Raw genomic sequence first — 25,763 nt, 5'->3', positions numbered from 1 at the left:
TGTGTATTTGAATAATTATTGAATGAATAGCGTTCCGTCTTTATAGCTGGTGATCATTGTTCTGTCGCCAGTCTGATATGCTTTTCCGGATTCGGAGATGACGTCTACTTCGCGCATGGCTCCGTCCCGGGTGGTCTGTACAGTATATTTGCTGTCGCTTTGTTTGAAATAGATCACACATTCCCGTCCCACAAGCTGATCGGTCTGCTCGTTGTGGTTCACTTGTTGCAGTTGATAAGCTTTTTTATAGAGGAACCAGACGGCGAAAACAAAGAAAAGCCCTACTAGAATACCGATGACGTAACTTTGCATTTCCGTGTTTCCCGCTAGATACATGTACCAGCCGAATCCAATTCCGAAATGGGTAAGTCCTTTAAAAGAAACTACACTACTGATATCAGCATCCACGTCTACATCTGCATCTATATCTCCGAAAAAGATGGATAATACGAATTGGATAAGAAAGATGCCTGTCGTGACGAGGGCGATGATGAGGAAAATGGTACTACTCATAATTGTGGGGTATTAGTAAATCATGATTATTTTGTCCTGTAAATATACAGGTTTATGTGAATTATACAAAGATAAATGAGATAAAATGATTAATTTTGCGCGCGAAAACCCTAAAATGAGGAATTAGCGTGCAAAGGTATTTTATTTATTTGGCTTACGACGGGACCAACTATCATGGTTGGCAAATTCAACCGAATGGGATTAGTGTGCAGGAATGCCTGATGAAAGCATTGTCTACCTTTCTGCGTCGCGAAATTGAAGTAATAGGGGCAGGCCGGACAGATGCCGGGGTACATGCTTCCCTGATGGTTGCTCATTTTGACTTCGATGAGCTGTTGGATGAAGTATCTGTTGCCGATAAATTAAATCGTCTACTGCCTCCGGACATTTCCGTTTACCGGGTTTGCCGTGTCAATCCGGATGCGCATGCCCGCTTTGATGCGACTGCGCGAACTTACAAGTATTATGTAACGACATCGAAATATCCTTTTAACCGGCAATATCGTTGGCGAGTTTATAATCAGTTGGATTATGCACTCATGAACGAAGCTGCACGTACCCTTTTCGAGTATACTGACTTTACGAGCTTCAGCAAACTTCATACGGATGTAAAGACCAATATCTGCCATATCACTCATGCCGAATGGACGCAGGAAGATGATGCTACTTGGGTGTTTACCATCCGTGCCGACCGTTTCCTGCGAAATATGGTGCGAGCTATCGTAGGTACGCTGATTGAAGTGGGACGAGGGAAACTTACTGTTGAAGGCTTCCGGCGGGTTATCGAACAACAAGACCGTTGCAAAGCCGGGACATCTGCTCCGGGGCAAGCCCTGTTTCTGGTAAATGTGGAATATCCCGAAAGTATATTTGAATAATAAATAATAAATATTCTCATGTGGTTATTATTAGCATTTCTCTCGGCTACTTTGCTGGGCTTTTATGATGTATTCAAGAAGAAATCGTTGAAAGATAATGCGGTACTTCCCGTTTTGTTTCTAAATACATTTTTTTCCAGTCTCATCTTTCTGCCGTTTATCCTGATATCCGTATATAAACCGGACCTGTTGGGAGGAACGATATTTAATGTTCCCGTTGTTGGTTGGGAACAGCATAAATATATCATCATCAAGTCGTTCATCGTGTTGTCTTCGTGGATATTCGGATATTTCGGAATGAAACATCTGCCTTTAACCATAGTAGGACCTATCAACGCCACTCGTCCGGTGATGGTGCTCGTGGGAGCGATGCTGGTATTTGGCGAACGGTTGAATCTCTATCAATGGATCGGGGTAATGCTGGCCATTGTTTCTTTCTTTATGTTAAGTCGTTCGGGGAAGAAAGAAGGAATTGATTTTAAACATAACAAATGGATATTCTTTATCGTACTGGCTGCCATTACAGGCGCTATCAGCGGATTGTATGATAAATATCTGATGAAGTCTCTGAATCCGATGCTGGTACAATCCTGGTATAATGTTTATCAGGTATTTATTATGTGTCCTATTCTGTTATTGCTTTGGTGCCCTAAAAGAAAGTCTACCACCCCGTTTCGCTGGGACTGGACGATTATCCTGATTTCTATCTTCCTTTCGGCTGCCGATTTCGTTTACTTTTACGCATTGAGCTATGACGATTCCATGATTTCCATTGTTTCGATGGTCCGTCGGGGAAGTGTAGTAGTCTCTTTCACTTTCGGTGCACTTCTCTTCCGTGAAAAGAATTTAAAAAGCAAAGCGATTGACCTTATACTGGTGTTAATCGGAATGATATTCTTATATTTGGGGTCTAAAAATTAAAACAGTTACACAAAATCTGTTTGTCGCAGGTTAAATAAGATAGATATGAAAATAAATAAACTTGTAATCACTATATTCTTTTCTGCTGTCGGGCTCTTTGCTTCGACCGTTCTTTGGGCACAAGAAGCCAAAACACTGTTTGTGAATATGCCGGATTCTCTAAGCCCGTTACTAACCAAAGTAAACCGGGAAGATTGTATTGACTTCTTGGAAAGTAAGATGAAAGCGCAAGTAGAGAATCGTTTCGGCAAAAAGTCGGAGATGACTGATCTAAGTAAAGATTATATCCGTATGCAGATGTCTTCTCAATCTACCTGGCAAATGAAAGTGTTGGCTTTGAATGACTCGACGAATGTGATCTGTACAGTCTCTACAGCTTGTGCACCTGCCTGCGACAGCAGTATCCGTTTCTATACAGATGACTGGAAACCGCTTACAGCATCTCTTTTTATTACCCTTCCTGTGATGGGCGACTTTCTGAATACGCCGGATTCAGCAGGTGTTTATGAGTTTGACGAGGCACGCCGTTCGGCAGATATATTATTGATGAAAGCCGATTTTAATAAAGAAAATACAGAATTGACTGTTACATTGGCTACTCCTGATTATATGTCAACAGAAACGGCAGAGAAACTGAAACCGTTTCTCCGCCGTCCGATTGTTTATCATTGGAAGAATGGAACCTTTACCAAATAGATAATTCTCCATTCTCTTTTTTCCTCTATTCTCAACTCTTTAAGCATTCGTTGATGAATGCGATCATTTCCGGTGTGTTGGCTTCCACACTTTGAAGCAGTTTGAATTGTGCTTTAGTACGAACCAAATTATGTTCCGGATATTTGATTTTATAATAAGTATCTCCATTGATATAGTCTGCCAAGAACCGTACACACTGCATGTATGGGAATAAAGCGGCTGCATAAGGAAGATTCTCAATCTCAATTGGAGTCAGGAATGATTTGGCTCCTTTCAGATAGCCTTTGGTAAACGCTTTGAATATTTCCATATTGAAGTTTACACGATCAAGGTCTTTATCGTCCTCATCACCCGTGTTGGCGCCTGTACGAAGGAAATCGCCATAATCGGAGAAGACAAAGCTGGGCATTACCGTATCCAGGTCGATGACACAAAGCACTTTGCCATCCTCGTCGAACATCATGTTATTCACTTTCGTATCGCAGTGGCAAACACGTTTGGGGAGTTTTCCTTCACGATATAAACGTTCTGCTTTACACATTTCATCTGCACGCTTCTCTATTTCGTCCAGATAGTATTTCACTTCCGATACCCGTCCGGCAGCATCTTTCGCAACAGCTTCACGTAGTTGTTTGAGGCGGAACTCCATATTGTGGAAGTCAGGTATGGTTTCACCCAATGTTTCCGGAATATCGGCCAACATAGCCTGGAAGTTACCAAAAGCTTCTCCAGCATAATTTGAATATTCGGGATTCACTGTCTCATACGTTTTGGCGCGTGGGATGAATACCATCACACGCCAGTAGCTATCACCGTCGAACCAATATGCTTTACCCTCTTCTGTTTCGAGGAAACTCAAAACCTTGCGTTCTATATCCGCTTCTCCTGCCTCCGTTAGTTTCTTGCGAATATGATTGGTGACAGCGGTAATATTGGATTGAAGCATCTCTACATTCTGAAAAATGGCATGATTGATGCGTTGCAAAACGTAGTCGGGAGCATCTGCTTCTTTGGTGTTTACTTTGTAAGTGTCGTTAATAAGTCCTGTACCCAAAGGTTTGATTTCTTCTATCGTACCTTGGACTTTAAAATTAGCTACAATGCTAGATAAATCTTTCATGGGTTTTTTCTTTAAAAATTTATACTAAGGTTATCGATAATCGTATTTAGCCGCCTCGTTGGCCTGATTAGCCGAGCGAACAGGTACTAATGTGAATCCCCAATGGTAATCACGATTAGCCGGGATTTGGTGGAAAGGTTCCGGGCGTGCACCCCAACTGTCATATCCGCCTACACCTTGTTGCTTCATGTCCACACAAACCTCTACGAAATCTCTTGGAACGATGTCGTTTACATGATGCATTCTCCGCAATACATTACGGGCGGCATTCTCATCATGATTGGCTACTTCTTCCCGGCTAAAGTTATTCCATTGGTAAGGGTGGGGCAGAGCCTCTTCAGAGTCAAAGTCTTCGATAGAGTTGCGCAAGGCATTGAAACCGATCGTACTGTCGGCTACTAAAACCAGGCCGTTTCCTTTGACGGGAGATAAAGCGATCCAACGGGTATCTGTGTGATGTCCGTTTTCCTGTGGACGTACATAGTTGAAGTACATTTTATCTGCTGTTGTCTTATATACGCCAACAAGAGTTCCATGATTACGGTCGATATAGTTCTCTTCCGGACCACGGCCAAAGTATTGTACATTGTTCATCTGTGCCGGCAAGCGGAAACGAACACCGATACGGGGAACTTCCAGTTTGGAAGCGGCCTTGCGGGCAGCGTCACTTCCGGGAGTAAACGTAGCCATGCGGGTAGCTTCGGAAACTTCAGTTTCTGTTGCCTGCATATCTGTTGACGTGAATTTGGCATTTACATTGACTACTCCGTTCGGATAGATTTTGTATGTGACAACATACAAGTTGCCGGCAGCCAATAAGTAGGTCACATGTAAGGAAACTACCTTATTTTCTGTTGTCATGGTTGCATCCGTTACGTGGAAGTTTTTGCTTGATTGCTTCCATACCTGTAAACGTTTAGGAGCGCCATTACCATAATCATTATCATTAGGAGCACGCCAGAAGTTAGGCTGAATACCAAATCCGTCTTTGAAATATTCTGTGCCGTCCACTTTATACGAGGTAACTAATCCGCTATTCTTGTTGAATACAAAATTCACTTTGGAAGAAGAAACGATTAGCTCATCTCCTTGAGTCGTTGTTTTCAGTGCCGGACCGTTTGCTTTATAAATAGCTTTCTCTGCCTGGATAGGAAGCTGGAACTGGTCGTATGCTATTTCATATCCTGTTGGAATCAACGGTTCAGGTTCTGTGGTTGTCACGCTGAAGTTTACAAAATATTCCACTCCCGATTGGGCTTTCAAGCCGTTTACCGGTACGGTGAATTCTTTGGATGCCTGCGGAGCAATATCCAAAGATACTTTTCCACCTTTTATAGTCTTTCCGTTAGCGAGTACGCTATAGTGAATCTGATACTTTTTCAGATTGGTGAAATAGAAACGGTTGGTGATTTTGAATATACCGGCAGCGGCATCTACTGCCTCAAAGCCTACATTCTGATGTACATATTTCACTTCAGCCATTGCCGGATGCGGACCACGATCCGGATTGACAAGACCGTTGCAGAGGAAGTTGCCATCGCTCGGCGCGTCTACACCGAAGTCACCTCCGTAAGCCCAGTATTCTCTTCCATTCTCATCTTTCTGGAGAAGACCTTGGTCTACCCAGTCCCAGATATATCCACCCTGGAGGTTCGGATATTTGTAAATCGCCTGCCATTGTCCCCACAGGTTTCCGGTGGAGTTTCCCATTGCGTGCGCATATTCGGAAGGAGCTACAGGACGGTCGCTGCCGTTCTTTCCTGTATTTTCCAGCCAGTCGGCACCCGGATATTGCGGAACATACATATCGGAGTTCCATTCCCATTGAGCACGCTCATAGTTGACCGGGCGATTCATCAGCTCTTTGTCAGCCTCTTTCAGCCACAAGTAAGTCTGATAGAAATTATATCCGTTTCCGGCTTCATTTCCCAACGACCAGAAGGTGACGCTCGGATAGTTCTTGTTACGTTCGAACATATTGATGGTACGGTCCATGTGTGGTTTCAGCCATTCGGGATTGTTACCCAATGAACCACCCTTCCGAAGATCGTAATACAATCCGTGGCTTTCGATATTGGCTTCATCGTATACATAAAGACCGTATTCATCGCAAAGTTCGTAGAAACGGCGGTCTTGCGGATAGTGGCAGAGGCGTACGCTGTTCAGGTTATGTTGCTTCATAAGCTCGAAGTCACGACGCATTAACTCTTCTGTTACATAATGACCTGTTGACGGGTTGTGTTCGTGGATATTTACCCCTTTCAGTTTCAGTGGCTGACCATTGATGAACAGGCAAACGTATGGCTTTCCGTTAGCAGCTTTTTGTTCGATAGGTTTGATCTCAATACGGCGGAATCCTACATTAAAAGGAATAATCTCATTTATTTTGCCATTCTCTTTGACGGTCATCAGCAGTTTGTACAGATTCGGATGTTCGGATGTCCATGTATTGACATCTGCCAGCTTCTGATCGAAAGAAAGTGTACGTACTTCGTCCGATGGGATATAGGCGGTCTTCTCTTCAGTAGAGATTACTTTTCCCTGTGCATCCAATAGCTCATAAACTAATGTAAGATTAGTTGCTGCCTTCTCGTGATTTCTCAAATCGACATTCAAGCTGAAGATTCCATTCTTGTAGCTGTCATCCAGGGTAGACTTCACCCGGAAATCTTTGAGGGCTGCTTTAGGTTGTGAATACAGATAAACATCGCGTTCAATACCGCTCATGCGCCAGAAGTCCTGACATTCCAGATAGGAACCAGTGCTCCAACGGAAGATTTTAACGGTAAGCACGTTTTTGCCGGGCTTCACATAGTTGTTAATAAGAAACTCTGCCGGATTTTTGGAGTCTTCGCTATATCCAACTTCTTGCCCGTTGATATATACATATACGCCGGACTTGGCTCCTGCCAGATGCAGGTAGATATCCCGTCCGTCCCAATCTGTCGGAATATCAATATCCCGACGGTAAACTCCCACCGGATTCGCTTCGGGAAGAGCCGGAGGTTGCGGATTGCGCGGCTTGAATTCATAACCATGATTGGTGTAGATGGCTATTCCGTGTCCTTGTACTTCCCAGTTACCGGGTACCTGAATATCATTCCACGAATCTGTATTCGTATTCGGGTCAGTAATGTTGTCGGGAAGCTTTTTGTAAGAGTCTACAAAGTAGAATTTCCAGGTTCCGTTCAGCAAGCGGTAATACTTGCTTCGTTCGAACTTGCCACTCAAGGCATCAGCGCGATTGTTGTATGTCATAAAAGAAGTGCGTGGATACTCTTTGTTGACTTCAACTACTTGCACATCCTGCCAATAGGGTTTCACGGCTTTTTCAGCCATTACATTAAATGTTGTCAGGGAAAATATTCCCATGAAAATGCTTGTTAATAAATTGGGGGTTGGTCGAAATTTCATGTTTCTCAATATTGGTTTTTCATTTCTTTTTTATTTTACTTTGATATGATCGAATCCTTCTCCATAAACTCCGATGACAGCACTTTGTGACACAAATGCATTCGGGTCTATATCTTTAATCAACCGGAAGATGATAGGCGATTCCCTCTTCTTGGCTAATACGAACATCATCTTTACTTCTCGTCCTGTATAAAAGCCGGTTGCATTGATAATCGTAACTCCCCGGTGTGGATATTCGTTGATATGCCGTCCTATTTCTTCATATTTATTGGATATGATAAAGAACTGTACGGATTGGCGGGCACTATTCACTACCTGGTCGAGAACGAAGCTACAAATATAAAGAGTTACAAATCCATACACCACTTTTTCCCAGTCTTTTAAGACAAAATAACTGGAAGAAATAATAATCATATCGCAGATGAGTACGACTCTTCCTAATGTGATGTCTCGGTATTTGTTGATGATGGCTGCGATAATATCCGTGCCTCCTGTGCTTCCGTTTGCCGAAAAAGCAACCCCTATACCACCTCCACAGAAGGATGCTCCAATGACACATGCCATAAAGGGCTGGTCGTGAAGGAGTCCGAAACCTGCTGTCAGCTTTTGAATGACGGACAGAAAGAAGGTGAGGGTAAATACTCCAAAAATAGTTTTAATGCAAAACTTCATCCCCAGCAATTTGAGGGCCAGTAGCAGTAAAAAGAAGTTGATGCTGAAGTACGTATACTGTACGGGAAACCCCGTAGCCCAATATACAATAGAAGCAATACCCGGTACTCCCCCGGTAGTGATATCGTTCGGAAGTAGAAAAACGGTCCAACCGATGCCATACAAAATCATGCCGATGGCAATCATTACATAATCTCTGGCTTCACGGATAATGCTTTGCTTAGAAGGTTTTGGAATAGCTGTTTTCATAAAAGTGATTATGATAATCTATAAAATGTTCAAACACGAACCCATGAATAATCCGGCTTTGGGGGAGAAGCCGGATTGGTTCATTATGTTCGTGCTAAAAGGATATATTCAGTTTTATTTTGCAAAAGCGTGACGATAGCCTTGTACTTTATTCCATCCGCCGCGAGTGAAATCGGGAACTTCTACCGGAGCAGAATTGTTTTCGATGGAAAGTCTGGTAAGTTCGGCCATGCAACACCACTCTGCCAGGTCATAAACGTCCATATCTAATGGTAATCCATTTTGCAGGCAATATGCCAGACGGTAGTCCATGATAAAGTCCATACCACCGTGGCCGCCTACTTTCTTGGCAGTTTCTTCCAACTCTATGTGAATCGGATCTTTATATTTGTCCATCAAGGCTTTCTTTACATTTTCGGATACAGAGCCATGTGCATTCAGATTTTCATGATTAGGCACATCTTTAGAATCAACTTGTGTAGGTCGCAGGCAATATTCTTCAATCGGATATTTGCTTGCATAACCATCGGCTCCCACTATCTGGTACATGCGGCTGTATGGGCGGGGTGTCATTACATTGTGCTGGATCAGCATCGTTTTGCCATTTTCTGTGCGAATCAAGGTCGAAGTCTGGTCACCATTCTGGAAGTCGGTCACTTCTTCTCCTGTTTGTTTTTTAATGTAAGCCGGTCCGTTGACAGCTTTCGTATCCATAGATACCAATGTTTTCATACGGTCGCCACGGTGGATGTTAAGTACCTGACAAGCGGGGCCCATACCGTGAGTCGCATATACGTCACCGCGATGCAGGTGATTATAATCCATTCGCCAGTTGTTCCAGTATTCAGGCCAGAAATCTTCCAGGTTGTGGATATATGAACCTTCTACATGAAGCACTTCTCCGAATACGCCCTGTTGTGCCATATTTAAAGAAGTCAGTTCAAAGAAGTCATATACACAGTTTTCGAGCTGCATACAATGCTTGCGGGTCTTTTCAGAAGTGTTGATTAACTGCCAGATTTCATCCAATGTCATAGCGGCAGGAACTTCGATGGCTACATGCTTGCCATGTTCCATGGCATAGACACCCATTGCAGCATGATGCTTCCAGTCTGTAGCTATGTATACAAGATCAATATCATCCCGTTCGCAAAGTTTTTTCCATGCATCTTCCTCTCCGCTGTAAGAAGCAGCTACAGGGAGTCCGGCATTCTTCAAAATTTCTTGTGATTTTTCAACACGTTCGGGAAGCAGGTCGCATAACGCTACAATCTTAGTTCCCGGAATATGAGTCCAGCGTGCTACGGCGCCGGGACCACGCATTCCTAAGCCGATGAAACCGACACGTACGGTATCAATTTTAGGAGTAACGAGTTGGATTACATCTTCTTGTCCGGCAGGGCGGGCAGGAGTTTCTACTTTGATAGGAGTAAAGGCTTCCGGAGCCTTTGGTTGTTGAGTACAACTGGTGTGCCAAGTTAACAAAGCCAAGCCGATAGCAGTGGCTGTGAGTAGTTTCTTCATCATATTTTAAGTTTTTAATAGGGGTTATTCGCTGTTTTTCATTTACGTGTCAAAAATAGTAATTAATTAGCCAATTATTTATATTTATAACTGATATTTTCATCATAAACTTCTATTATGAGGTAGAAAATGATTCAAACTTTTTCTACCTGATTTTGTATAGTCTTGTGTATCGACAAATACATATAAAAGACAGGCCGTTAGAAGGTCTTTCCTAAAAAGAAGTGGTCTTTTTAGAATTGCTTAACGTTTACTACTTTTGTTTTGATTAACTACATAAGCCGGTAATCCATTATAGTTCATTTCTGTACGGAAATGAGCTAAATGATAATTTTGCGGAGTACCCTGAAAGGGCTTAATTATATAGCGTAGGGCAACGCCCTACGTAAAAACGACAATCTGAATTTGCGCCCTGAAAGGGCATAATTGTATACAGTTCCGCCCTTTCAGGGCTTGTGGCTGGTGTGTTTTTTTCGTAGGGCGTTGCCCTACGCTATATAATTAAGCCCTTTCAGGGCACCCCAATAAATATATAATTGTAAGGCTTTCAGCCTAACTGCAAAATTCCCATTTAATTAAGAACAGCATAGAAACGAGTTAAACGGTGCGCTAATGAATGGGTCAAGGGTGAGGGGTGGTGAGGGTAGATTTATAACTTTCGTATTTTTTTTATAGATAAAAAAGGAGATAGTATAGAAAATAATAAAATAAAAGGTTATAAATCTACCCTCACCATCCCTCACCTTTGACCCATATTTTATAATAAAAAGATAACGGGGAATCTTAAAAACTCAATCATCTTTTTCAGATTTACCACAACGTTTCCAAAATGCTTCATTATTTTATTCAAAACTGCATAGTTTGGAATCAATTGCCACTAATGATTTTATTAGTTATTTTTAAGCAATCGTTTACCTATTGATAGTTATTCATTGCCTAAGTAGTTTTCGTTTAACTATAGTCAAGCGATAGTTCAACATATGTCAAGCGTTCGTTCAACAACTGTCAAACGATAACTCGTTAGGCAATTGAAAGAATAATATAAGCAAGAGAAAGAAATAAAAGCTGCATATTGACGAGTTATTGTCAGCGGTAGTATCTTGGGATCATTTCCGTACCGGAATGAATTAATTTTTAGGGATATGCCGCCGTTTCATAATCTTAGCGGTCTAAAGTAAAACAAAAAAAAGAGAATCTAATTTCTCAGATTCTCTTTGGAGAGCGGAAGACGGGGCTCAAACCCGCGACCCTCAGCTTGGAAGGCTAATGCTCTATCAACTGAGCTACTTCCGCAATTTTTGTGGGCAAAGATGGATTCGAACCACCGAAGTCGAAAGACAGCAGATTTACAGTCTGCCCCATTTGGCCACTCTGGTATTTGCCCTTTTTTTGCTTTTGAGGAGGTTTGTTTCTCAATTGCGGTGCAAAGATACAACTATTTATTTAAACTCCAAACAAAATCGATCATTTTTATTGCAGTAATTGCACATTCGTCTCCTTTGTTACCCAGTTTGCCACCGGCACGATCCTCTGCTTGCTCCATTGTATTTGTGGTAATTAATCCGTAAATAACTGGTATATCGCCAGTTGCGTTTAATTCGGTAATTCCCTGGGTTGCTCCCATACAAACATAATCAAAATGTGGAGTATCTCCTTTAATTACGCAACCAATTGCAATAATTGCATCAAGATCGCAATTTTCCATCATTTGATTGGCGCCAAAAGTTAGTTCGAAACTTCCCGGTACAGTTTTTACTAGAATATTTTCGTCTTTTGCTCCATGTTTTTTTAATGTATCGACTGCGCCTTTCAGTAAAGCACCGGTAATATTGAAGTTCCATTCGGATACGACAATGCCAAATTTCATTGCTTCTGCATTCGGAACGGAATTGAAATCATATTCGGATAAATTATGGTAAGCTGTTGCCATAGTAAATTAAAAGTTGAGAATTATAAAATGAAGTTTGAGAGTATGGGAAATTAAGAAGAAAGGCACGGATTTCACGGATTCCACGGTTTTAATAGATAATCCGCTTAATCCGGTGTAATCCGTGCCTCGATCTCCTTATATAATAAGGTATTATTTTTTCATCAATTTAGCCTGTTCGATATATTTGTCGATGTCCATAGCTTGATAAGACTGGAAGTATTTATCCTTGATCTTAGTGTAAGCGTTTACTGCATCGTCATATTTTCCTTGTTTTACCAGGATTTCTCCGGCTTGTATCAGGAAAATCGGGCTTAATGTGTTGTTGTCAGCTTTGTCTGCTGCCGACAGTAAAGTAGAGGCAGCTTTGTCCAGTTGGCCAAGTTGTGCATAGCAGTTACCTGCAGCACCCAAGATTGCCGGAGCAACCATTTGGTCTTTTCCATTGAAGCTATCCAGCATCTTCACTGCTTCTTCATATTTGCCAAGTTGTGCGTAGCAAATACCAGCATAAGCTTTTGCTAAATTAGCTGCTTTTGTTCCGCTGTACTCATCAGCTACTTTCAGGAAACCTGTGTAACCGATGCTGTCACCGTTTAAAGCCTGTTCAAAAGCATCCTGTTCAAAGTATTCCTGTCCTTTGAAAAGAGCTGCTTGTGCTTTTTCTTCACGTGGTTCAGCATAGAGGTTTTTGTACATGATAAAACCTGCTACAATAATAATCACAGCAACAACACCGCCAATAATTGCGTTTTTGTACTTGATAAGAAATGCTTCCGATTGTGTCAGTGCATCTTCTACGTTCAGATGTTCGTTCTGATTCTTTTGTTCTGCCATTTTATATGATTCTTTTTGTTATTATTCACAGTTTGATATTTCGACTCGCAAAAGTAGTTTTTTTATATCTACAAATGAAATTTAGAAGCATCTTTTTTTGTTTTACACCCGAAAACCACGAAAATCTTGCTACTTTTGTGAACAAATTAACGTGTACACAATGATACTGAAACGAATATCTATATTAAATTATAAGAATCTGGAAGAGGTGGAGCTGGGATTCTCTGCCAAACTGAATTGTTTTTTTGGACTGAATGGGATGGGGAAGACGAATCTGCTGGATGCAGTGTATTTCTTATCCTTCTGTAAAAGTTCCGGCAATCCGATTGATTCGCAGAATATTCGTCATGAACAAGACTTCTTTGTCATCCAGGGTTTCTATGAAGCGGAGGACGGAACTCCTGAAGAGATTTATTGTGGAATGAAACGCCGTTCGAAGAAACAATTTAAGCGGAATAAGAAAGAATATAGCCGCTTCTCAGATCACATCGGCTTCCTGCCTTTGGTGATGGTTTCACCTGCCGATTCTGAATTGATAGCCGGAGGGAGTGATGAACGTCGCCGGTTTATGGATGTAGTGATTTCGCAGTATGATAAAGAATATCTTGAAGCACTGATACGGTATAATAAAGCATTAGTGCAGCGTAACACATTGCTGAAGAGTGAGTTCCCGGTGGAGGAAGAATTGTTTCTTGTATGGGAGGAAATGATGTCTCAAGCCGGTGAAATCGTTTTCCGGAAGCGTGAAGCGTTTATCCGGGAGTTTATTCCTATTTTCCAATCTTTCTATTCTTTTATTTCTCAGGATAAAGAGGCTGTGGGATTATCTTATGAGTCTCATGCACGGGATGCTTCTTTGTTGGAAGTGTTGAAGCAGAGCAGGGAGCGGGATAAGATAATGGGGTTCTCTTTGCGGGGGATTCATAAGGATGAGTTAAATATGCTGTTGGGCGAATTTCCGATAAAGAAAGAAGGCTCGCAGGGACAGAATAAAACATATCTGGTGGCGTTAAAACTGGCACAGTTTGATTTCTTGAAACGTACGGGCAGAACTGTTCCTTTATTATTATTAGATGATATTTTTGATAAACTGGATGCTTCCCGCGTAGAGCAAATAGTGAAGTTAGTGGGCGGAGACAATTTCGGGCAGATATTTATAACGGATACGAACCGGGGGCATCTGGACCGTATTTTACATAAGGTAGGTAGTGATTATAAGATATTTCGTGTAGAAGAGGGTACAATTCAAGAAATGGAGGCTGACGATGAAGCGCAATGATGCCGAACAAATAGGAAAACTGATTCAACAGTTTCTTCGTCAGGAGAGTTTGGAGTCTCCGCTGAACGAACAAAGACTGTTGGATGCCTGGCCTCAAGTCTTAGGACCGGCGGCGGCTTATACCAGCAATCTTTATATTCGTAATCAGACATTGTATGTGCATCTTACTTCTGCTGCTCTCCGGCAGGAGTTGATGATGGGGCGTGAGGTATTGGTGCGCACACTCAATCAGAGAGTCGGTGCTATGGTTATTACAAACATTATTTTTCGTTGAGGAAAGGGATTCTGTCTATAACCTTTATACCCAGCTTGCGAAGTGTTTCGGTTGCACGGCTGTAATAAAAAGGATTTTCCAGATATTGATTATTGTGAGCATCTACACCGATGATAGCGGTGCAACCTTCATGGGCGGCTACTTTCCAGAAATCCGGGTAAGGAATGGTGGTGATTCCATGAATGTCATTATACTCTTCATAACCAAGATTATATTCCAACGGTAGGTTTAACCGTGCTGCTGTCCGGCAGATATGTCTGCTGACCAGTTTGCAATGATGATCGAATTCCGGGTAGGAACGCATGAATAAATCCGGATGGGCAAGGTAGGCAAATAGTCCGCTTTCCATCCCTTCAATAGCACTCTCTTCGTAGAGCTCGAGCATGTCTACCGAATCTGTATTCCGGCCAAAATAGGGAAACTTCTCATCTGTATGAAAATGGTGATTTCCGAAGATGATGTAATCCAGCTTATATTCTTTGATGATTCCTTTTAACCAGTGTATATATTCAGGAAAGTATTCACATTCCAATCCTATTTTTATACTGATTTGATTCTTGTATTTTTCTTGTAGCGAACGGAGGCTTTCCACATAGCCCGGCAACTCTTCAGGGAGCATGCGGATGTCGGAGATATAATTGGTGTGGTATTTCCACGGAGTGTGGTCTGAAAAGCCTATTTCTTGATAGCCGCCTTTGATGGCACTTAAAACAAATTCTTCGTCACTCCCTGTCGCATGATGGCAGCGGGTGGTATGGGTGTGATAATTCGTCTTCATTGATTGTTATAATTATATCCATGCGGACGTCGAATGATTCCGCAGGAACTTCTTCTACTAATTGAAATGGGAAACAAATCCCAGCTTTGTAAGCTGTTGGTATGCGTGGCAAGAGGCGGTCGTAGTATCCTTTTCCTCGTCCCAAACGATTACCTTTTGCGTCGAATGCTACTCCGGGAACGACGATGAAATCGATGGCTGCATAGTCTGTGAATGCTTCCCCGGTTGGTTCTTCTATACCATAGACACCGCAAATTGACATATTTTCAGGCCCGGTATATATCCGAAGCTCCAAATCATCGCCTACCACTACGGGGAGCAAGATTCGTTTCTTATTGCTCCATTTTCGGATAAACTCATGTGTGTCTACTTCGTCATTTAGCGAATGGTACAGTAGTACGGTATTGGCCGCCCTGAAAGCCGGGTGGGCTTCAAGGGCGGTCAGTATGTTAGCTGATTGCAGCTTTCGCATAGTCGAATCCGCGTGCTGGGTCTTCAGTAATGCTATACGCTTGCGCAGTTCTTTTTTTCTTTCCATCTTTTTTGTCCTTCGTCACTTCTTCCTCTTCAACGGCTACCGGAGCTTTTGGGAAAGCTTCTCCTTTTTCGAGTATCTCAATGCCTTTAATGACGGTAGCATCTGTCTTGTTAAAATATTGAAGATAAGCTTCCAGTCCAAGCATATTGTAGATGATGTTACCAAAGAGGTTCTTCTCCAAAAGTTTGTATGACTTCTGAATGAGGATATTTCTTCTTTTCACTCCTTTGCTGTCGGCAAAACGGACAAACTGTTCTACCAATCCCTGATGACGAAGATAATTCAGCAATTCTTCCTCTGTTTCATATTGGCTAAGTTTCTTCCGGTTATTGTCGGTGTACTGGAATGTGAATTGAATAGTCAGTCCCCGGTTGATAACAGTAGAAAGATAAGAGGTGACTCCCGTTGTATCTTGCGGTACGAATATATCCGGCATGATACCACCACCGCCATAAACAGTACGTCCCAGGCTGGTGTTATAGCGTTCGCTCTCATTCTGCTTGATACTGTCGCGTGAGAAAAATTCCCCATGTTCGTAACGGGTATATAAATCCAGTTCGTAGTTACGATCTTTACCGCTTTCGTATGGGCGTTGGATGCAGCGTCCGGATGGAGTGTAGTAGCGGGCGATTGTCAGGCGGATAGCCGAACCATCACTGAAGTCGATCGGTTGTTGCACAAGCCCCTTACCAAAGGAACGGCGTCCTACAACTGTACCCCGGTCGTTATCCTGAATAGCTCCGGTGAAGATTTCACTGGCAGAAGCAGAACCTTCGTCAATCAATACGACGAGTGGCATTTTCTGACAGCTACCTGTACCGTTGGCGAATTCTTCTGCACGTGGATATTTACGGCCTTGAGTGTATACGATTAATTTGCCTTCGGGCAGGAACTCATTCACCATGCGAATGGCAGCTTCCATATATCCTCCGGTGTTACCGCGGAGGTCAATGATTAGACCTTTGCATTTTTTATGGTTGAGTTGTGCCAGTGCATTCAATAATTCTACATGGCTGGTACGTCCGAATTTGCTGACTTTCACGTAACCAATGTCATCGTTTAGCATATAAGCTGCATCAACGGTATTTTGAGGAATGTCTCCACGGGTAATGTTGAAATGCAATAAGTCTTTTTCTCCTGTTCGTTTGATACCTAATTTCACTTGTGAACCTTTCGGACCTTTCAGAGTGCGCATAGCCCGTTCGTTGGTTACTTTCTTACCGACAAACAAACTGTCGTCCACGGTAACAATACGGTCGCCCGCCATCAATCCTATCTTTTCAGAAGGGCCACCCTGAACGACTGCATTCACATGAATGGTGTCGTTCTGTATGGTAAACTGGATACCGATTCCGCTAAAGCTACCTTCCAGTTCCGAGTTGACTTCTTCGAGATTTTGGGCTGGGATATAAGTTGAATGTGGATCTAATTCGGCCAGAATCTGCGGCATGGCTTTTTCCACTAAATCGGTCATGTTTACGGTGTCGACATATTGATCGTCTACAATGCGTAACAATGCGTTTAGCTTATTGGAGGAGCCGTTGATAATACCCAAACGGTTGCCGGCAAAATGCTTGGCATAAAATGTACCGATAAGAATCCCGACTACCACGCTGACTGCTATGATGACAGGTGTAAAACGTGAAGAGTTTTTTGTACTCATGTCTATTCCTTTTTTAAAACGTTCGTCTTCTTATTTATCTGGAGAGGAATGGTTATCTAATTCTGTGTAGATAACTTCGATTCCCGCCCGTTTTAATAACTCAATTCCATCTTCCAGGCGGTAATGTTCGGAGTAAACTACCCGTTTGATCCCTGCCTGTATGATTAACTTCGCACATTCGATGCAAGGAGAGGCGGTGACGTACATGGTAGCACCGTCGCTACTGTTGTTTGAACGTGCTATTTTGGTAATGGCATTTGCTTCCGCATGCAGAACGTATGGTTTTGTCAGATTGTTTTCATCTTCGCATACATTCTCAAAACCGGAAGGCGTTCCGTTATATCCGTCGGAGATAATCATTTTATCTTTAACAATTAAAGCTCCTACTTTACGGCGTTGGCAATAGGAATTTTCAGCCCATATACTGGCCATGCGTATATAACGTTTGTCAAGTTCTAATTGTTTCTTTTCAATGTCCATGTTGTTAATTATTTGCTATCTTTGTACATGAAATGCCAATACGTATGTTTGCTGGCTTCCGGCCGGATTATAATATAAGAATAATCCATTGTCATCCCCTATGTATGAAGAGGCATTGTTTAGCCCTTTTATAAATTCTTTAGCTAAATCATCATTCTCATTGACATTGGTAACGCTAGCATGAAATTCATTATTCTTTCCATTAGCACTCCAGGTGCCTGTAAGATCTGCAGTGATAATTCTCCCTTTGACAGCACCATTAGAAATTCTGTTATCTTCTTCGGTTCCTGTGAAAGTTATTGTATAGGATTCTTGATTTTCATTCAATATTTTGATGCTTTTCTCACTAAAACCATTCATCCACCCGCCTTTATCCTTTAGATTGATGTAGGTCAGTTTCCATGTCTTTCCGGTGAATATACCTTGCAAATCGTCCGAATCATTACATCCTGAAAATAAAGGAAGCAATAAAAGCAATCCTACTATTTGAAATATACTTCTCTTCATATTTTATATCTAATAACTTAATACTTACTTTCTTATTCCATTTCTGATTAATAAAGCATCAATACTTGGTTCCTGCCCGCGGAAACGTTTATAAAGTACCATCGGATGTTCCGTTCCTCCTTTCGACAGGATATTATTGCGGAACGAGTCTGCAACTTCCTGATTGAATATTCCTTTTTGCTTGAACAATGAGAAAGCGTCAGCATCCAGTACTTCCGCCCATTTATAACTATAGTATCCGGCAGCATATCCACCAGCAAAGATATGGGAGAACTGCGTACTCATGCAAGCTTCCGGCACAACCGGCAATATTTGTGCATCCTTCCAGGCTTCCTGTTCATAAGCTTTCACGTCTCCTTCAAAAGGAGTGTCGCGAGTATACCACGCCATATCAAGTAAACCGAAACTTAGTTGCCGCAGACAAGCATAAGCAATATTAAAATTAGAAGCGTCTACAAGACGTTCTATTAATTCATCCGGTAAAACTTCTCCTGTCTGATAATGACGGGCAAATGTATTGAGGAAATCTTTCTCTATGGCGAAGTTCTCCATAATCTGCGAAGGAAGCTCCACAAAGTCCCAATAGACATTGGTTCCGCTTAAACTTCTGTAAGTGGAATTGGCAAACATACCATGCAGGCTATGTCCGAACTCATGCAAGAATGTTTCTACTTCATTGAATGTTAATAAAGCAGGCTTATTCTCGGTTGGCTTGGTAAAGTTCATCACAACGGATACATGCGGACGGCTGTTTTCGCCAGTCTTTTTATCTATCCATTGGTCTTTGTAACTTGTCATCCAAGCTCCGGCGCGCTTACCTAAACGCGGGTGGAAGTCAGTATATAGGACGGCTAAGAATTTTCCGTCTTTATCAAACACTTCAAAGGCTTCCACTTCTTTATGGTAAACCGGAATTTCTGTATTTTTCCGGAAAGTAATTCCATATAACTTTTCAGCTAGTCCAAACACTCCTTTCTTCACTTGTTCCAATTCAAAGTAAGGACGGAGCATTTCTTCATTGATATTGAATTTTTTGTCTTTCAGTTTGTTTGAGTAATAACTCCAGTCCCAAGGCATTACAACGAAATCATCTCCCTGCTCTTCGCGGGCCAGTTCTTGGATTTCTTTGTATTCTTGTTGTGCGGTAGGAGCGTATGCTTCCAGCAGTTGGTTGAGCAGCTTGTATACAGACTCACTGTTTTCAGCCATTCTTTTCTTTAGCGTATATTCCGCATAATCTTTGTATCCCAATAGCTGGGCTATTTTCATACGTGTATTAGCTATCTTTTTTACGATATCGATATTATTGAATTCGTTATCGTGCGTACATTTTGTATTGTAAGCCATATACAATTTCTGGCGTAAATCACGATTGTCGGAATACGTCATGAAAGGAACGTAGCTTGGAGCATGAAGTGTGAACGCCCATCCTTCTTTTTCTTCGCTCTTGGCTGTTTCAGCAGCAGCTTCTATGATAATTTCGGGTAATCCGGCGAGACTTTCCTTTTTTGTCAACAGCATCTGATAGGCATTTGTTTCTTTCAGGTTGTTTTCACTGAAAGTAAGCGTCAGTTTACTCAACTCGTTAGTCAGGCGGCGGTATTCTTCCCGCGCTTCTCCTTCCAAATTGGCACCATGACGAACAAAACTGTTGTATGCATTTTCCAGTAACTGTTTTTGTTCCTGTGTCGGTTGCAAAGTCTCTTTTTGGTTATACACTTCTTTCACACGTGCGAATAACTTTTCATTCAGTGTGATATTATTGCTGTGTTCACTAAGCAACGGCATAATCTTTTGAGCGAGTTCTTGCAGATCGTCATTCGTTTCTGCGCTCAACATATTACCGAAGACGGCAACTACTTTATCCAGTAATTCCCCTGATGCTTCGAAAGCTTCTATCGTATTGCTAAAATCAGCCTTTTCCGGATTCTGTATGATAGCCTCTATTTCAGCATTTTGCAGCTTGATTCCTTCGAGGATAGCAGGCTCATAATGTTCAGTTTCAATCCGGTCGAACGGCACGGTTCCGTGCGGCGTATGGTATTGCCCGTAGAAAGGATTCTGGGCGTTTGTTATATTGCTCATAGTGCAAACTAGTATCAATGTTATTAATAATCTCTCCATAGAAGTACAAAGCTACTAAAATTGTCGCTTATTCAACGGATAACACGTTGCTTTTTAACAATATATAAAATGAAATGTATAAAAAAACCGCTACGGTTTCCCGCAGCGGTTTTCTATATGGTTCAAGCTTCTAATTAAGCGTTAACTGATGCCATGTGAGCGATCAAGTCAAGAACTTTGTTAGAGTAACCGATTTCGTTGTCATACCAAGATACAACTTTAACGAAAGTATCAGTCAAAGCGATACCTGCTTTAGCGTCGAAGATAGAAGTACGAGCGTCACCTAAGAAGTCAGAAGAAACTACTGCATCTTCAGTGTAACCCAGGATACCTTTCAATTCGCCTTCAGAAGCTTCTTTCATTGCAGCGCAGATTTCAGCGTAAGTAGCCGGTTTAGCCAAGTTAACTGTCAAGTCAACTACAGATACGTCCAAAGTCGGAACACGCATAGACATACCAGTCAATTTGCCGTTCAATGCAGGGATTACTTTACCTACAGCTTTAGCAGCACCAGTAGAAGAAGGTATGATGTTGCCAGAAGCAGCACGACCACCTCTCCAGTCTTTCATAGAAGGACCGTCAACTGTTTTCTGAGTAGCAGTTGTAGAGTGAACTGTAGTCATCAAACCGTCAAGGATGCCGAACTTGTCGTTCAATACTTTAGCGATAGGAGCCAAACAGTTAGTAGTACAAGAAGCGTTAGATACAAATTGAGTACCTTTTACGTATGTCTTTTCGTTTACACCGCAAACGAACATCGGAGTGTCATCTTTAGAAGGAGCTGACATTACAACATATTTTGCACCAGCTTCGATGTGAGCCTGAGCTTTGTCTTTGCTCAAGAACAAACCTGTAGATTCAACAACGTATTCTGCACCTACTTCGTTCCATTTCAAGTCAGCCGGATTTCTTTCAGCTGTGATACGGATAGCTTGACCGTTAACGATCAATTTGCTGTTTTCAACATCTGCTTCGATAGTACCGTCGAATTGACCGTGCATTGTATCATACTTCAGCATGTAAGCCAAGTAATCAACCGGGCAAAGGTCATTGATACCTACGATTTGAATATCGTTTCTTGTCATTGCAGCGCGGAAAACGAAACGTCCGATACGTCCGAATCCATTAATACCTACTTTAATCATTTTGTTTAAACTTTTAAGGGTTTTATAATATTTGTTCAAATATCTCTCTACCTCCGCACTTGTTTTATTTTCAAATGCGGTGCAAAATTACAAAAATGTTTTTATATTCGCGCATTAAATTCACATTAAATATTGAAAAAAGATGGGAAAGAGTACATTTTTACAGGACTTTAAGGCGTTTGCCATGAAAGGTAACGTCATAGACATGGCTGTCGGTGTTGTTATTGGTGGTGCGTTTGGAAAAATCGTATCATCATTGGTTGCTAATGTTATTATGCCTCCGATTGGTTTACTGGTTGGCGGTGTGAACTTTACGGATTTGAAATGGGTGATGAAAGCGGCAGAGATCGGTGCTGACGGTAAGGAGATAGCTCCGGCTGTGACATTGGATTATGGCCAGTTTCTGCAGGCCACCTTTGATTTTCTGATTATCGCTTTTGCTATATTTTTATTTATACGTTTGATTACGAAACTGACAACTAAAAAACAGGCAGAAGTAGCGGCTGCTCCTCCAACTCCTCCTGCGCCAACGAAAGAAGAAGTTTTGTTGACGGAGATACGTGATTTGCTGAAAGAAAAAAATAATTGATTCTAATTAAAATGAAGGAGATTTCAGGTGTAAACTTGTGAATCTCCTTTATTTTTCTCTTCATTATTAATATAGATTGCGTACTTTTTTCTACTTTTGCAACTCAATTTATTCAAAATCCAACCATTGATATGCAGGAAAAAATAATAATTCTTGATTTCGGTTCGCAGACAACACAGCTTATAGGCCGCCGTGTACGTGAATTGGATACGTATTGTGAAATCGTTCCTTATAACAAGTTTCCTAAAGAAGACCCGACTATTAAAGGAGTCATTCTCTCCGGAAGCCCTTTTTCGGTTTACGATAAAGATGCTTTCAAAGTAGATTTGAGTGAAATTCGTGGTAAATATCCGATATTGGGTATTTGTTATGGTGCACAGTATCTGTCATACACCAATGGCGGAAAAGTGGAACCGGCCGGAACGCGTGAGTATGGACGTGCTCATTTGGCTTCTTTCTGCAAAGATAATGTACTGTTTAAAGGAGTGCGTGAGGAGTCGCAGGTGTGGATGAGTCATGGAGATACGATTACTGCTATTCCTGATAATTTCAAGAAAATAGCTTCAACAGATAAAGTAGAGATTGCTGCTTATCAGATAGAAGGGGAGCAGGTATGGGGTGTCCAGTTCCATCCGGAAGTATTCCATAGTGAAGACGGAACTCAAATCCTGAAGAACTTTGTGGTAGATGTTTGCGGCTGCAAGCAAGATTGGTCGCCGGCTTCTTTTATTGAGAGCACGGTTGCCGAACTGAAAGAACAGTTGGGTGATGATAAGGTTGTTCTCGGTTTGAGTGGTGGAGTCGATTCATCGGTTGCGGCAGTGCTGCTGAATAAAGCTATTGGCAAGAACTTGACTTGTATCTTTGTAGATCATGGTATGCTGCGTAAGAATGAGTTCAAGAATGTGATGAAGGACTACGAATGTCTCGGCCTGAATGTGATTGGCGTTGATGCCAGCGAAAAGTTCTTTACGGAACTGGCTGGTGTGGCCGAACCGGAAGCTAAACGCAAGATTATAGGTAAGGGTTTCATCGATGTGTTCGATGTAGAAGCTCATAAGATCAAAGACGTGAAATGGCTGGCTCAAGGTACAATCTATCCGGATTGCATCGAGTCATTGTCTATCACGGGTACAGTGATAAAGAGCCATCATAATGTAGGTGGACTTCCTGAAAAGATGAATCTGAAATTGTGTGAGCCACTTCGTTTGTTGTTTAAGGATGAAGTTCGTCGGGTAGGTCGTGAGTTGGGTATGCCGGAACATCTGATTACCCGCCATCCGTTCCCGGGACCGGGGCTGGCAGTGCGTATTCTGGGTGATATTACTCCTGAAAAAGTACGTATTCTGCAGGATGCTGATGATATCTTTATTCAGGGATTGCGTGACTGGGGATTGTATGATAAAGTATGGCAGGCAGGAGTTATCTTGTTGCCAGTACAGTCTGTAGGCGTGATGGGAGATGAACGTACGTACGAAAGAGCAGTTGCTTTACGTGCTGTGACATCTACAGATGCCATGACAGCCGACTGGGCGCATCTGCCTTATGAATTTATGGGTAAGGTATCGAATGATATTATTAATAAGGTGAAGGGAGTGAACCGTGTAACCTATGATATCAGTTCTAAACCACCAGCAACCATTGAGTGGGAATAATAACACTTTATAATCTAAAAATAGCCTCAATAGGAATTCCTGTTGAGGCTATTTTATGATGAATAGGTCTTTTTATAATGAGCCAGTCCGTATCTATTCGCTTACCAGCTTCTGTGCATCCGGAATAAGAATCTCTTTCCGGCGTAATTCTAATAATCCTTTGTCTTGTAGCTCATTGAGTGCTTTTGAAGTATTCAGCCGGGTGTCATCTAAGTAGCGGGCAAGATCGTCCATCTTCATTTTGAATATCTTTTCTCCCTGAATCTTTTCACAATGCAACAGAAAAAAGCGAATGATTTTCTCTGTTAAATCCTGTGTCGGCTCTTCCCATAAGCGGGAGTAAAGATTTTGTGCCCGGTTACTTACGATATTCATATAGTTGAGCCGGAATATTTCATATTTGAACAGATCGCTAAGTACAAATGCTTTGCTGATACTGACAGTATGCGCTTCTGTATGTGCCACATAAGCAGAAGTGTAATGAGTGTTCATGCCAAACAGCGACTGTGGTTCCAGCAGGTAAGGTGCTTCCATCTGTTCAATGACGGTGTATATATTTTCTTTGGAATTTGTGACAATAGAAACCTCGCCTTTTAACAGGAAGCAGAGTTGTTTACACGGACTACCACTCTCAATGATAGTTTCTCCTACTTTATGCTTGATAAAGTGTAGCTTGACCTTATCCAGAATACTTGTGAAATCTTCATGACAAAGACCTTGAAATAAAGGCAATTGGAGCAAAGTGTCGAACATTGTTTCCATATGTTGTAATCTCTTGTTAATCGTACAAATTTACTCATAATACAACACGGCTGTCAATATCTGACCCTTCTTTTTGTTTTTTTTATTGTTTGAATGTATAAAAATAGAGTATATTTGCAGAAAAAAAGGAGGAAATTATGTTTGCAGGCTTCAATTGGCAACAGATGGTTAGTGCGTTTATCGTACTTTTTGCCGTGATAGACATTATCGGCTCTATACCTATTATAATTAACCTGAAAGAAAAGGGGAAAGATGTGAATGCAATGAAAGCTACCGTCATCTCTTTTGTTTTGTTGATCGGATTTTTCTATGCGGGAGATATGATGCTGAAACTCTTCCATGTAGATATCGAATCGTTTGCAGTTGCCGGTGCGTTTGTTATCTTCCTCATGTCTTTGGAGATGATTTTGGATATTGAGATTTTCAAAAATCAGGGTCCTATCAAAGAAGCTACTTTGGTGCCGCTTGTCTTTCCTTTGTTGGCAGGTGCCGGAGCTTTTACTACTTTGCTTTCTCTTCGGGCGGAATATGCCAGTGTTAATATCATTATAGCTTTAGTATTGAACATGATTTGGGTTTACTTTGTAGTGAGTATGACTGGTCGTGTAGAACGTTTCTTGGGAAAAGGTGGTATCTATATTATTCGTAAGTTTTTTGGTATCATCTTATTGGCTATTTCTGTAAGGTTGTTTACGGCCAATATAACGTTATTGATTGAAGCGTTGCATCGGTCTTGATTAATAATCTAATCTTTACTTGTTTTCTACTTGTTATTTTTGTATATTTGACGATTTTACTTATACTTTTCACTAGGGTGAGAAGAGCTTGTCATCGAGGTGAAAAGGGCTTCTCATTCGGGTGATAATGTCTCATCATTTTAGTGAGAGGTTACTGATGTTGGTAATAAACTACAAGGATGTTGGTGAGAAATGGTGAGGATGTCGGTGTCCTTCAGGGTCGACGCATTATATTTTTTACTATCTTACAACTTGTATTTTATTTTTATATTATTGACTATTAGTGTATTATCTATTGTATATGTCGATTATTTTCCTTATCTTTATAAGATATTATAAAACATAAACTAACATGAAAATTGGCATAATTGACCTTTGTAAACAAATAGAAGATCCTAGGATGAACCGCAAAAAAGTACATAAAATGGAAACTATTATCTATATATCCATTGCTGCTGTAATCTGTGGCGCCCAGTCTTGG

The 25,763-nt window shown here is 41.5% G+C and carries 24 protein-coding genes and 2 tRNA genes; 9 read left to right on the top strand and 17 right to left on the bottom strand.

The annotated features are described in order from the left end of the window. Positions 1–15: 15 nt before the first annotated feature. Positions 16–513 (bottom strand): hypothetical protein, encoded by a 498-nt coding sequence (locus tag BSAG_RS00275; RefSeq protein WP_004314172.1) that lies wholly within the window; start codon positions 511–513, stop codon positions 16–18. 128 nt (positions 514–641) lie between these two features. On the opposite strand from BSAG_RS00275, the gene truA reads away from it, so the two are divergent. The 3 genes from truA to BSAG_RS00290 are packed head-to-tail and all read left to right on the top strand — an operon-like array spanning position 642 to position 3,008. Continuing rightward, positions 642–1,391 carry a tRNA pseudouridine(38-40) synthase TruA gene (gene truA, locus BSAG_RS00280; RefSeq protein ID WP_004312668.1) on the top strand — a complete coding sequence of 250 codons (750 nt, stop codon included), beginning with the start codon at positions 642–644 and terminating at the stop codon, positions 1,389–1,391. 18 nt (positions 1,392–1,409) lie between these two features. Continuing rightward, the gene (locus BSAG_RS00285; protein ID WP_004312667.1) at positions 1,410–2,312 is read left to right on the top strand and encodes a DMT family transporter; all 903 of its coding nucleotides are present in this window, start codon (positions 1,410–1,412) and stop codon (positions 2,310–2,312) included. Positions 2,313–2,357: 45 nt separating this feature from the next. Further along, positions 2,358–3,008, top strand: coding sequence for a DUF3256 family protein (locus tag BSAG_RS00290; RefSeq protein ID WP_004312666.1), 651 nt, complete (start codon positions 2,358–2,360; stop codon positions 3,006–3,008). A 31-nt stretch (positions 3,009–3,039) separates the two neighbouring features. Here the strand turns inward: BSAG_RS00290 and BSAG_RS00295 are convergent, their stop codons facing one another. From BSAG_RS00295 to BSAG_RS00330, 8 genes are all read right to left on the bottom strand, one after another. Next, the gene (locus tag BSAG_RS00295; protein ID WP_004312665.1) at positions 3,040–4,128 is read right to left on the bottom strand and encodes a phosphotransferase enzyme family protein; all 1,089 of its coding nucleotides are present in this window, start codon (positions 4,126–4,128) and stop codon (positions 3,040–3,042) included. 30 nt (positions 4,129–4,158) lie between these two features. Continuing rightward, on the bottom strand, positions 4,159–7,500 hold the full coding sequence (locus tag BSAG_RS00300) for a glycoside hydrolase family 2 TIM barrel-domain containing protein (protein WP_004312664.1): 3,342 nt from the start codon (positions 7,498–7,500) through the stop codon (positions 4,159–4,161). Positions 7,501–7,572: 72 nt separating this feature from the next. Next, positions 7,573–8,463 (bottom strand): YitT family protein, encoded by an 891-nt coding sequence (locus tag BSAG_RS00305; RefSeq protein ID WP_004312663.1) that lies wholly within the window; start codon positions 8,461–8,463, stop codon positions 7,573–7,575. Positions 8,464–8,577: 114 nt separating this feature from the next. Next, positions 8,578–9,987, bottom strand: coding sequence for a Gfo/Idh/MocA family protein (locus BSAG_RS00310; protein WP_008771134.1), 1,410 nt, complete (start codon positions 9,985–9,987; stop codon positions 8,578–8,580). A gap of 1,220 nt (positions 9,988–11,207) precedes the next feature. Then, positions 11,208–11,280 (bottom strand) — tRNA-Gly (locus BSAG_RS00315). Positions 11,281–11,288: 8 nt separating this feature from the next. Continuing rightward, a tRNA-Tyr gene (locus BSAG_RS00320) sits at positions 11,289–11,371 on the bottom strand. Positions 11,372–11,422: 51 nt separating this feature from the next. Continuing rightward, positions 11,423–11,917, bottom strand: coding sequence for a 6,7-dimethyl-8-ribityllumazine synthase (gene ribH, locus BSAG_RS00325; RefSeq protein ID WP_004301766.1), 495 nt, complete (start codon positions 11,915–11,917; stop codon positions 11,423–11,425). Positions 11,918–12,067: 150 nt separating this feature from the next. Next, positions 12,068–12,751: a tetratricopeptide repeat protein gene (locus BSAG_RS00330; RefSeq protein WP_004316163.1), complete on the bottom strand. Its 684-nt coding sequence runs from the start codon at positions 12,749–12,751 to the stop codon at positions 12,068–12,070. Positions 12,752–12,911: 160 nt separating this feature from the next. Between BSAG_RS00330 and recF the strand changes: the two genes are divergently transcribed. Both recF and BSAG_RS00340 read left to right on the top strand, forming a co-directional pair. After that, on the top strand, positions 12,912–14,030 hold the full coding sequence (gene recF, locus BSAG_RS00335) for a DNA replication/repair protein RecF (protein WP_008771136.1): 1,119 nt from the start codon (positions 12,912–12,914) through the stop codon (positions 14,028–14,030). Then, on the top strand, positions 14,017–14,304 hold the full coding sequence (locus BSAG_RS00340; protein WP_004316165.1) for a DUF721 domain-containing protein: 288 nt from the start codon (positions 14,017–14,019) through the stop codon (positions 14,302–14,304). The genes recF and BSAG_RS00340 overlap by 14 nt, the downstream gene beginning before the upstream one ends. On the opposite strand, the gene BSAG_RS00345 is transcribed toward BSAG_RS00340, so the two are convergent. The 7 genes from BSAG_RS00345 to gap all read right to left on the bottom strand — a co-directional run bounded on the left by BSAG_RS00345 (position 14,291) and on the right by gap (position 21,539). After that, positions 14,291–15,082, bottom strand: a complete 792-nt coding sequence (locus BSAG_RS00345) for a histidinol-phosphatase (protein WP_008771137.1) — start codon at positions 15,080–15,082, stop codon at positions 14,291–14,293. The two genes, BSAG_RS00340 and BSAG_RS00345, sit on opposite strands and share 14 nt — an antisense overlap. Beyond that, entirely contained in the window at positions 15,027–15,554 is a 528-nt protein-coding gene (locus BSAG_RS00350) for a 5-formyltetrahydrofolate cyclo-ligase (protein WP_004316167.1), read from the bottom strand. Before BSAG_RS00350 ends, BSAG_RS00345 begins: the two co-directional genes overlap by 56 nt. Then, complete coding sequence (locus BSAG_RS00355) at positions 15,532–17,283, bottom strand: S41 family peptidase (protein ID WP_004316168.1); 1,752 nt, start codon at positions 17,281–17,283, stop codon at positions 15,532–15,534. Before BSAG_RS00355 ends, BSAG_RS00350 begins: the two co-directional genes overlap by 23 nt. 30 nt (positions 17,284–17,313) lie before the next feature. Then, complete coding sequence (locus tag BSAG_RS00360; protein WP_004316169.1) at positions 17,314–17,763, bottom strand: dCMP deaminase family protein; 450 nt, start codon at positions 17,761–17,763, stop codon at positions 17,314–17,316. A gap of 15 nt (positions 17,764–17,778) precedes the next feature. Beyond that, entirely contained in the window at positions 17,779–18,270 is a 492-nt protein-coding gene (locus BSAG_RS00365; protein WP_004316170.1) for a DUF4847 family protein, read from the bottom strand. Positions 18,271–18,294: 24 nt separating this feature from the next. Beyond that, positions 18,295–20,355, bottom strand: a complete 2,061-nt coding sequence (locus BSAG_RS00370; RefSeq protein ID WP_004316171.1) for a M3 family metallopeptidase — start codon at positions 20,353–20,355, stop codon at positions 18,295–18,297. A 173-nt stretch (positions 20,356–20,528) separates the two neighbouring features. Beyond that, positions 20,529–21,539 (bottom strand): type I glyceraldehyde-3-phosphate dehydrogenase, encoded by a 1,011-nt coding sequence (gap, locus tag BSAG_RS00375; RefSeq protein WP_004316172.1) that lies wholly within the window; start codon positions 21,537–21,539, stop codon positions 20,529–20,531. A 142-nt stretch (positions 21,540–21,681) separates the two neighbouring features. Here gap and mscL point away from each other — a divergent pair, with 142 nt between their 5' ends. Beyond that, positions 21,682–22,128, top strand: coding sequence for a large-conductance mechanosensitive channel protein MscL (mscL, locus tag BSAG_RS00380; protein WP_004316173.1), 447 nt, complete (start codon positions 21,682–21,684; stop codon positions 22,126–22,128). A 131-nt stretch (positions 22,129–22,259) separates the two neighbouring features. Then, the gene (gene guaA / locus BSAG_RS00385) at positions 22,260–23,783 is read left to right on the top strand and encodes a glutamine-hydrolyzing GMP synthase (protein ID WP_004316174.1); all 1,524 of its coding nucleotides are present in this window, start codon (positions 22,260–22,262) and stop codon (positions 23,781–23,783) included. 93 nt (positions 23,784–23,876) lie between these two features. Here the strand turns inward: guaA and BSAG_RS00390 are convergent, their stop codons facing one another. Then, the gene (locus BSAG_RS00390) at positions 23,877–24,545 is read right to left on the bottom strand and encodes a Crp/Fnr family transcriptional regulator (protein WP_004316175.1); all 669 of its coding nucleotides are present in this window, start codon (positions 24,543–24,545) and stop codon (positions 23,877–23,879) included. Between the two features lie 137 nt (positions 24,546–24,682). On the opposite strand from BSAG_RS00390, the gene BSAG_RS00395 reads away from it, so the two are divergent. Next, a complete protein-coding gene (locus BSAG_RS00395) occupies positions 24,683–25,282 on the top strand; it encodes a MarC family protein (RefSeq protein WP_004316176.1) in 600 nt (199 codons plus the stop codon). A gap of 352 nt (positions 25,283–25,634) precedes the next feature. Beyond that, the coding region (locus tag BSAG_RS24705; protein ID WP_008997791.1) for an ISAs1 family transposase at positions 25,635–25,763 on the top strand (129 nt) is incomplete at its 3' end.

The organism is Bacteroides sp. D1, assembly GCF_000157095.2.
GTDB lineage: Bacteria > Bacteroidota > Bacteroidia > Bacteroidales > Bacteroidaceae > Bacteroides > Bacteroides xylanisolvens.
The sequence above is the reverse complement of the archived record's forward strand: the minus strand, read 5'-3'. Positions and strand labels throughout refer to the sequence as shown.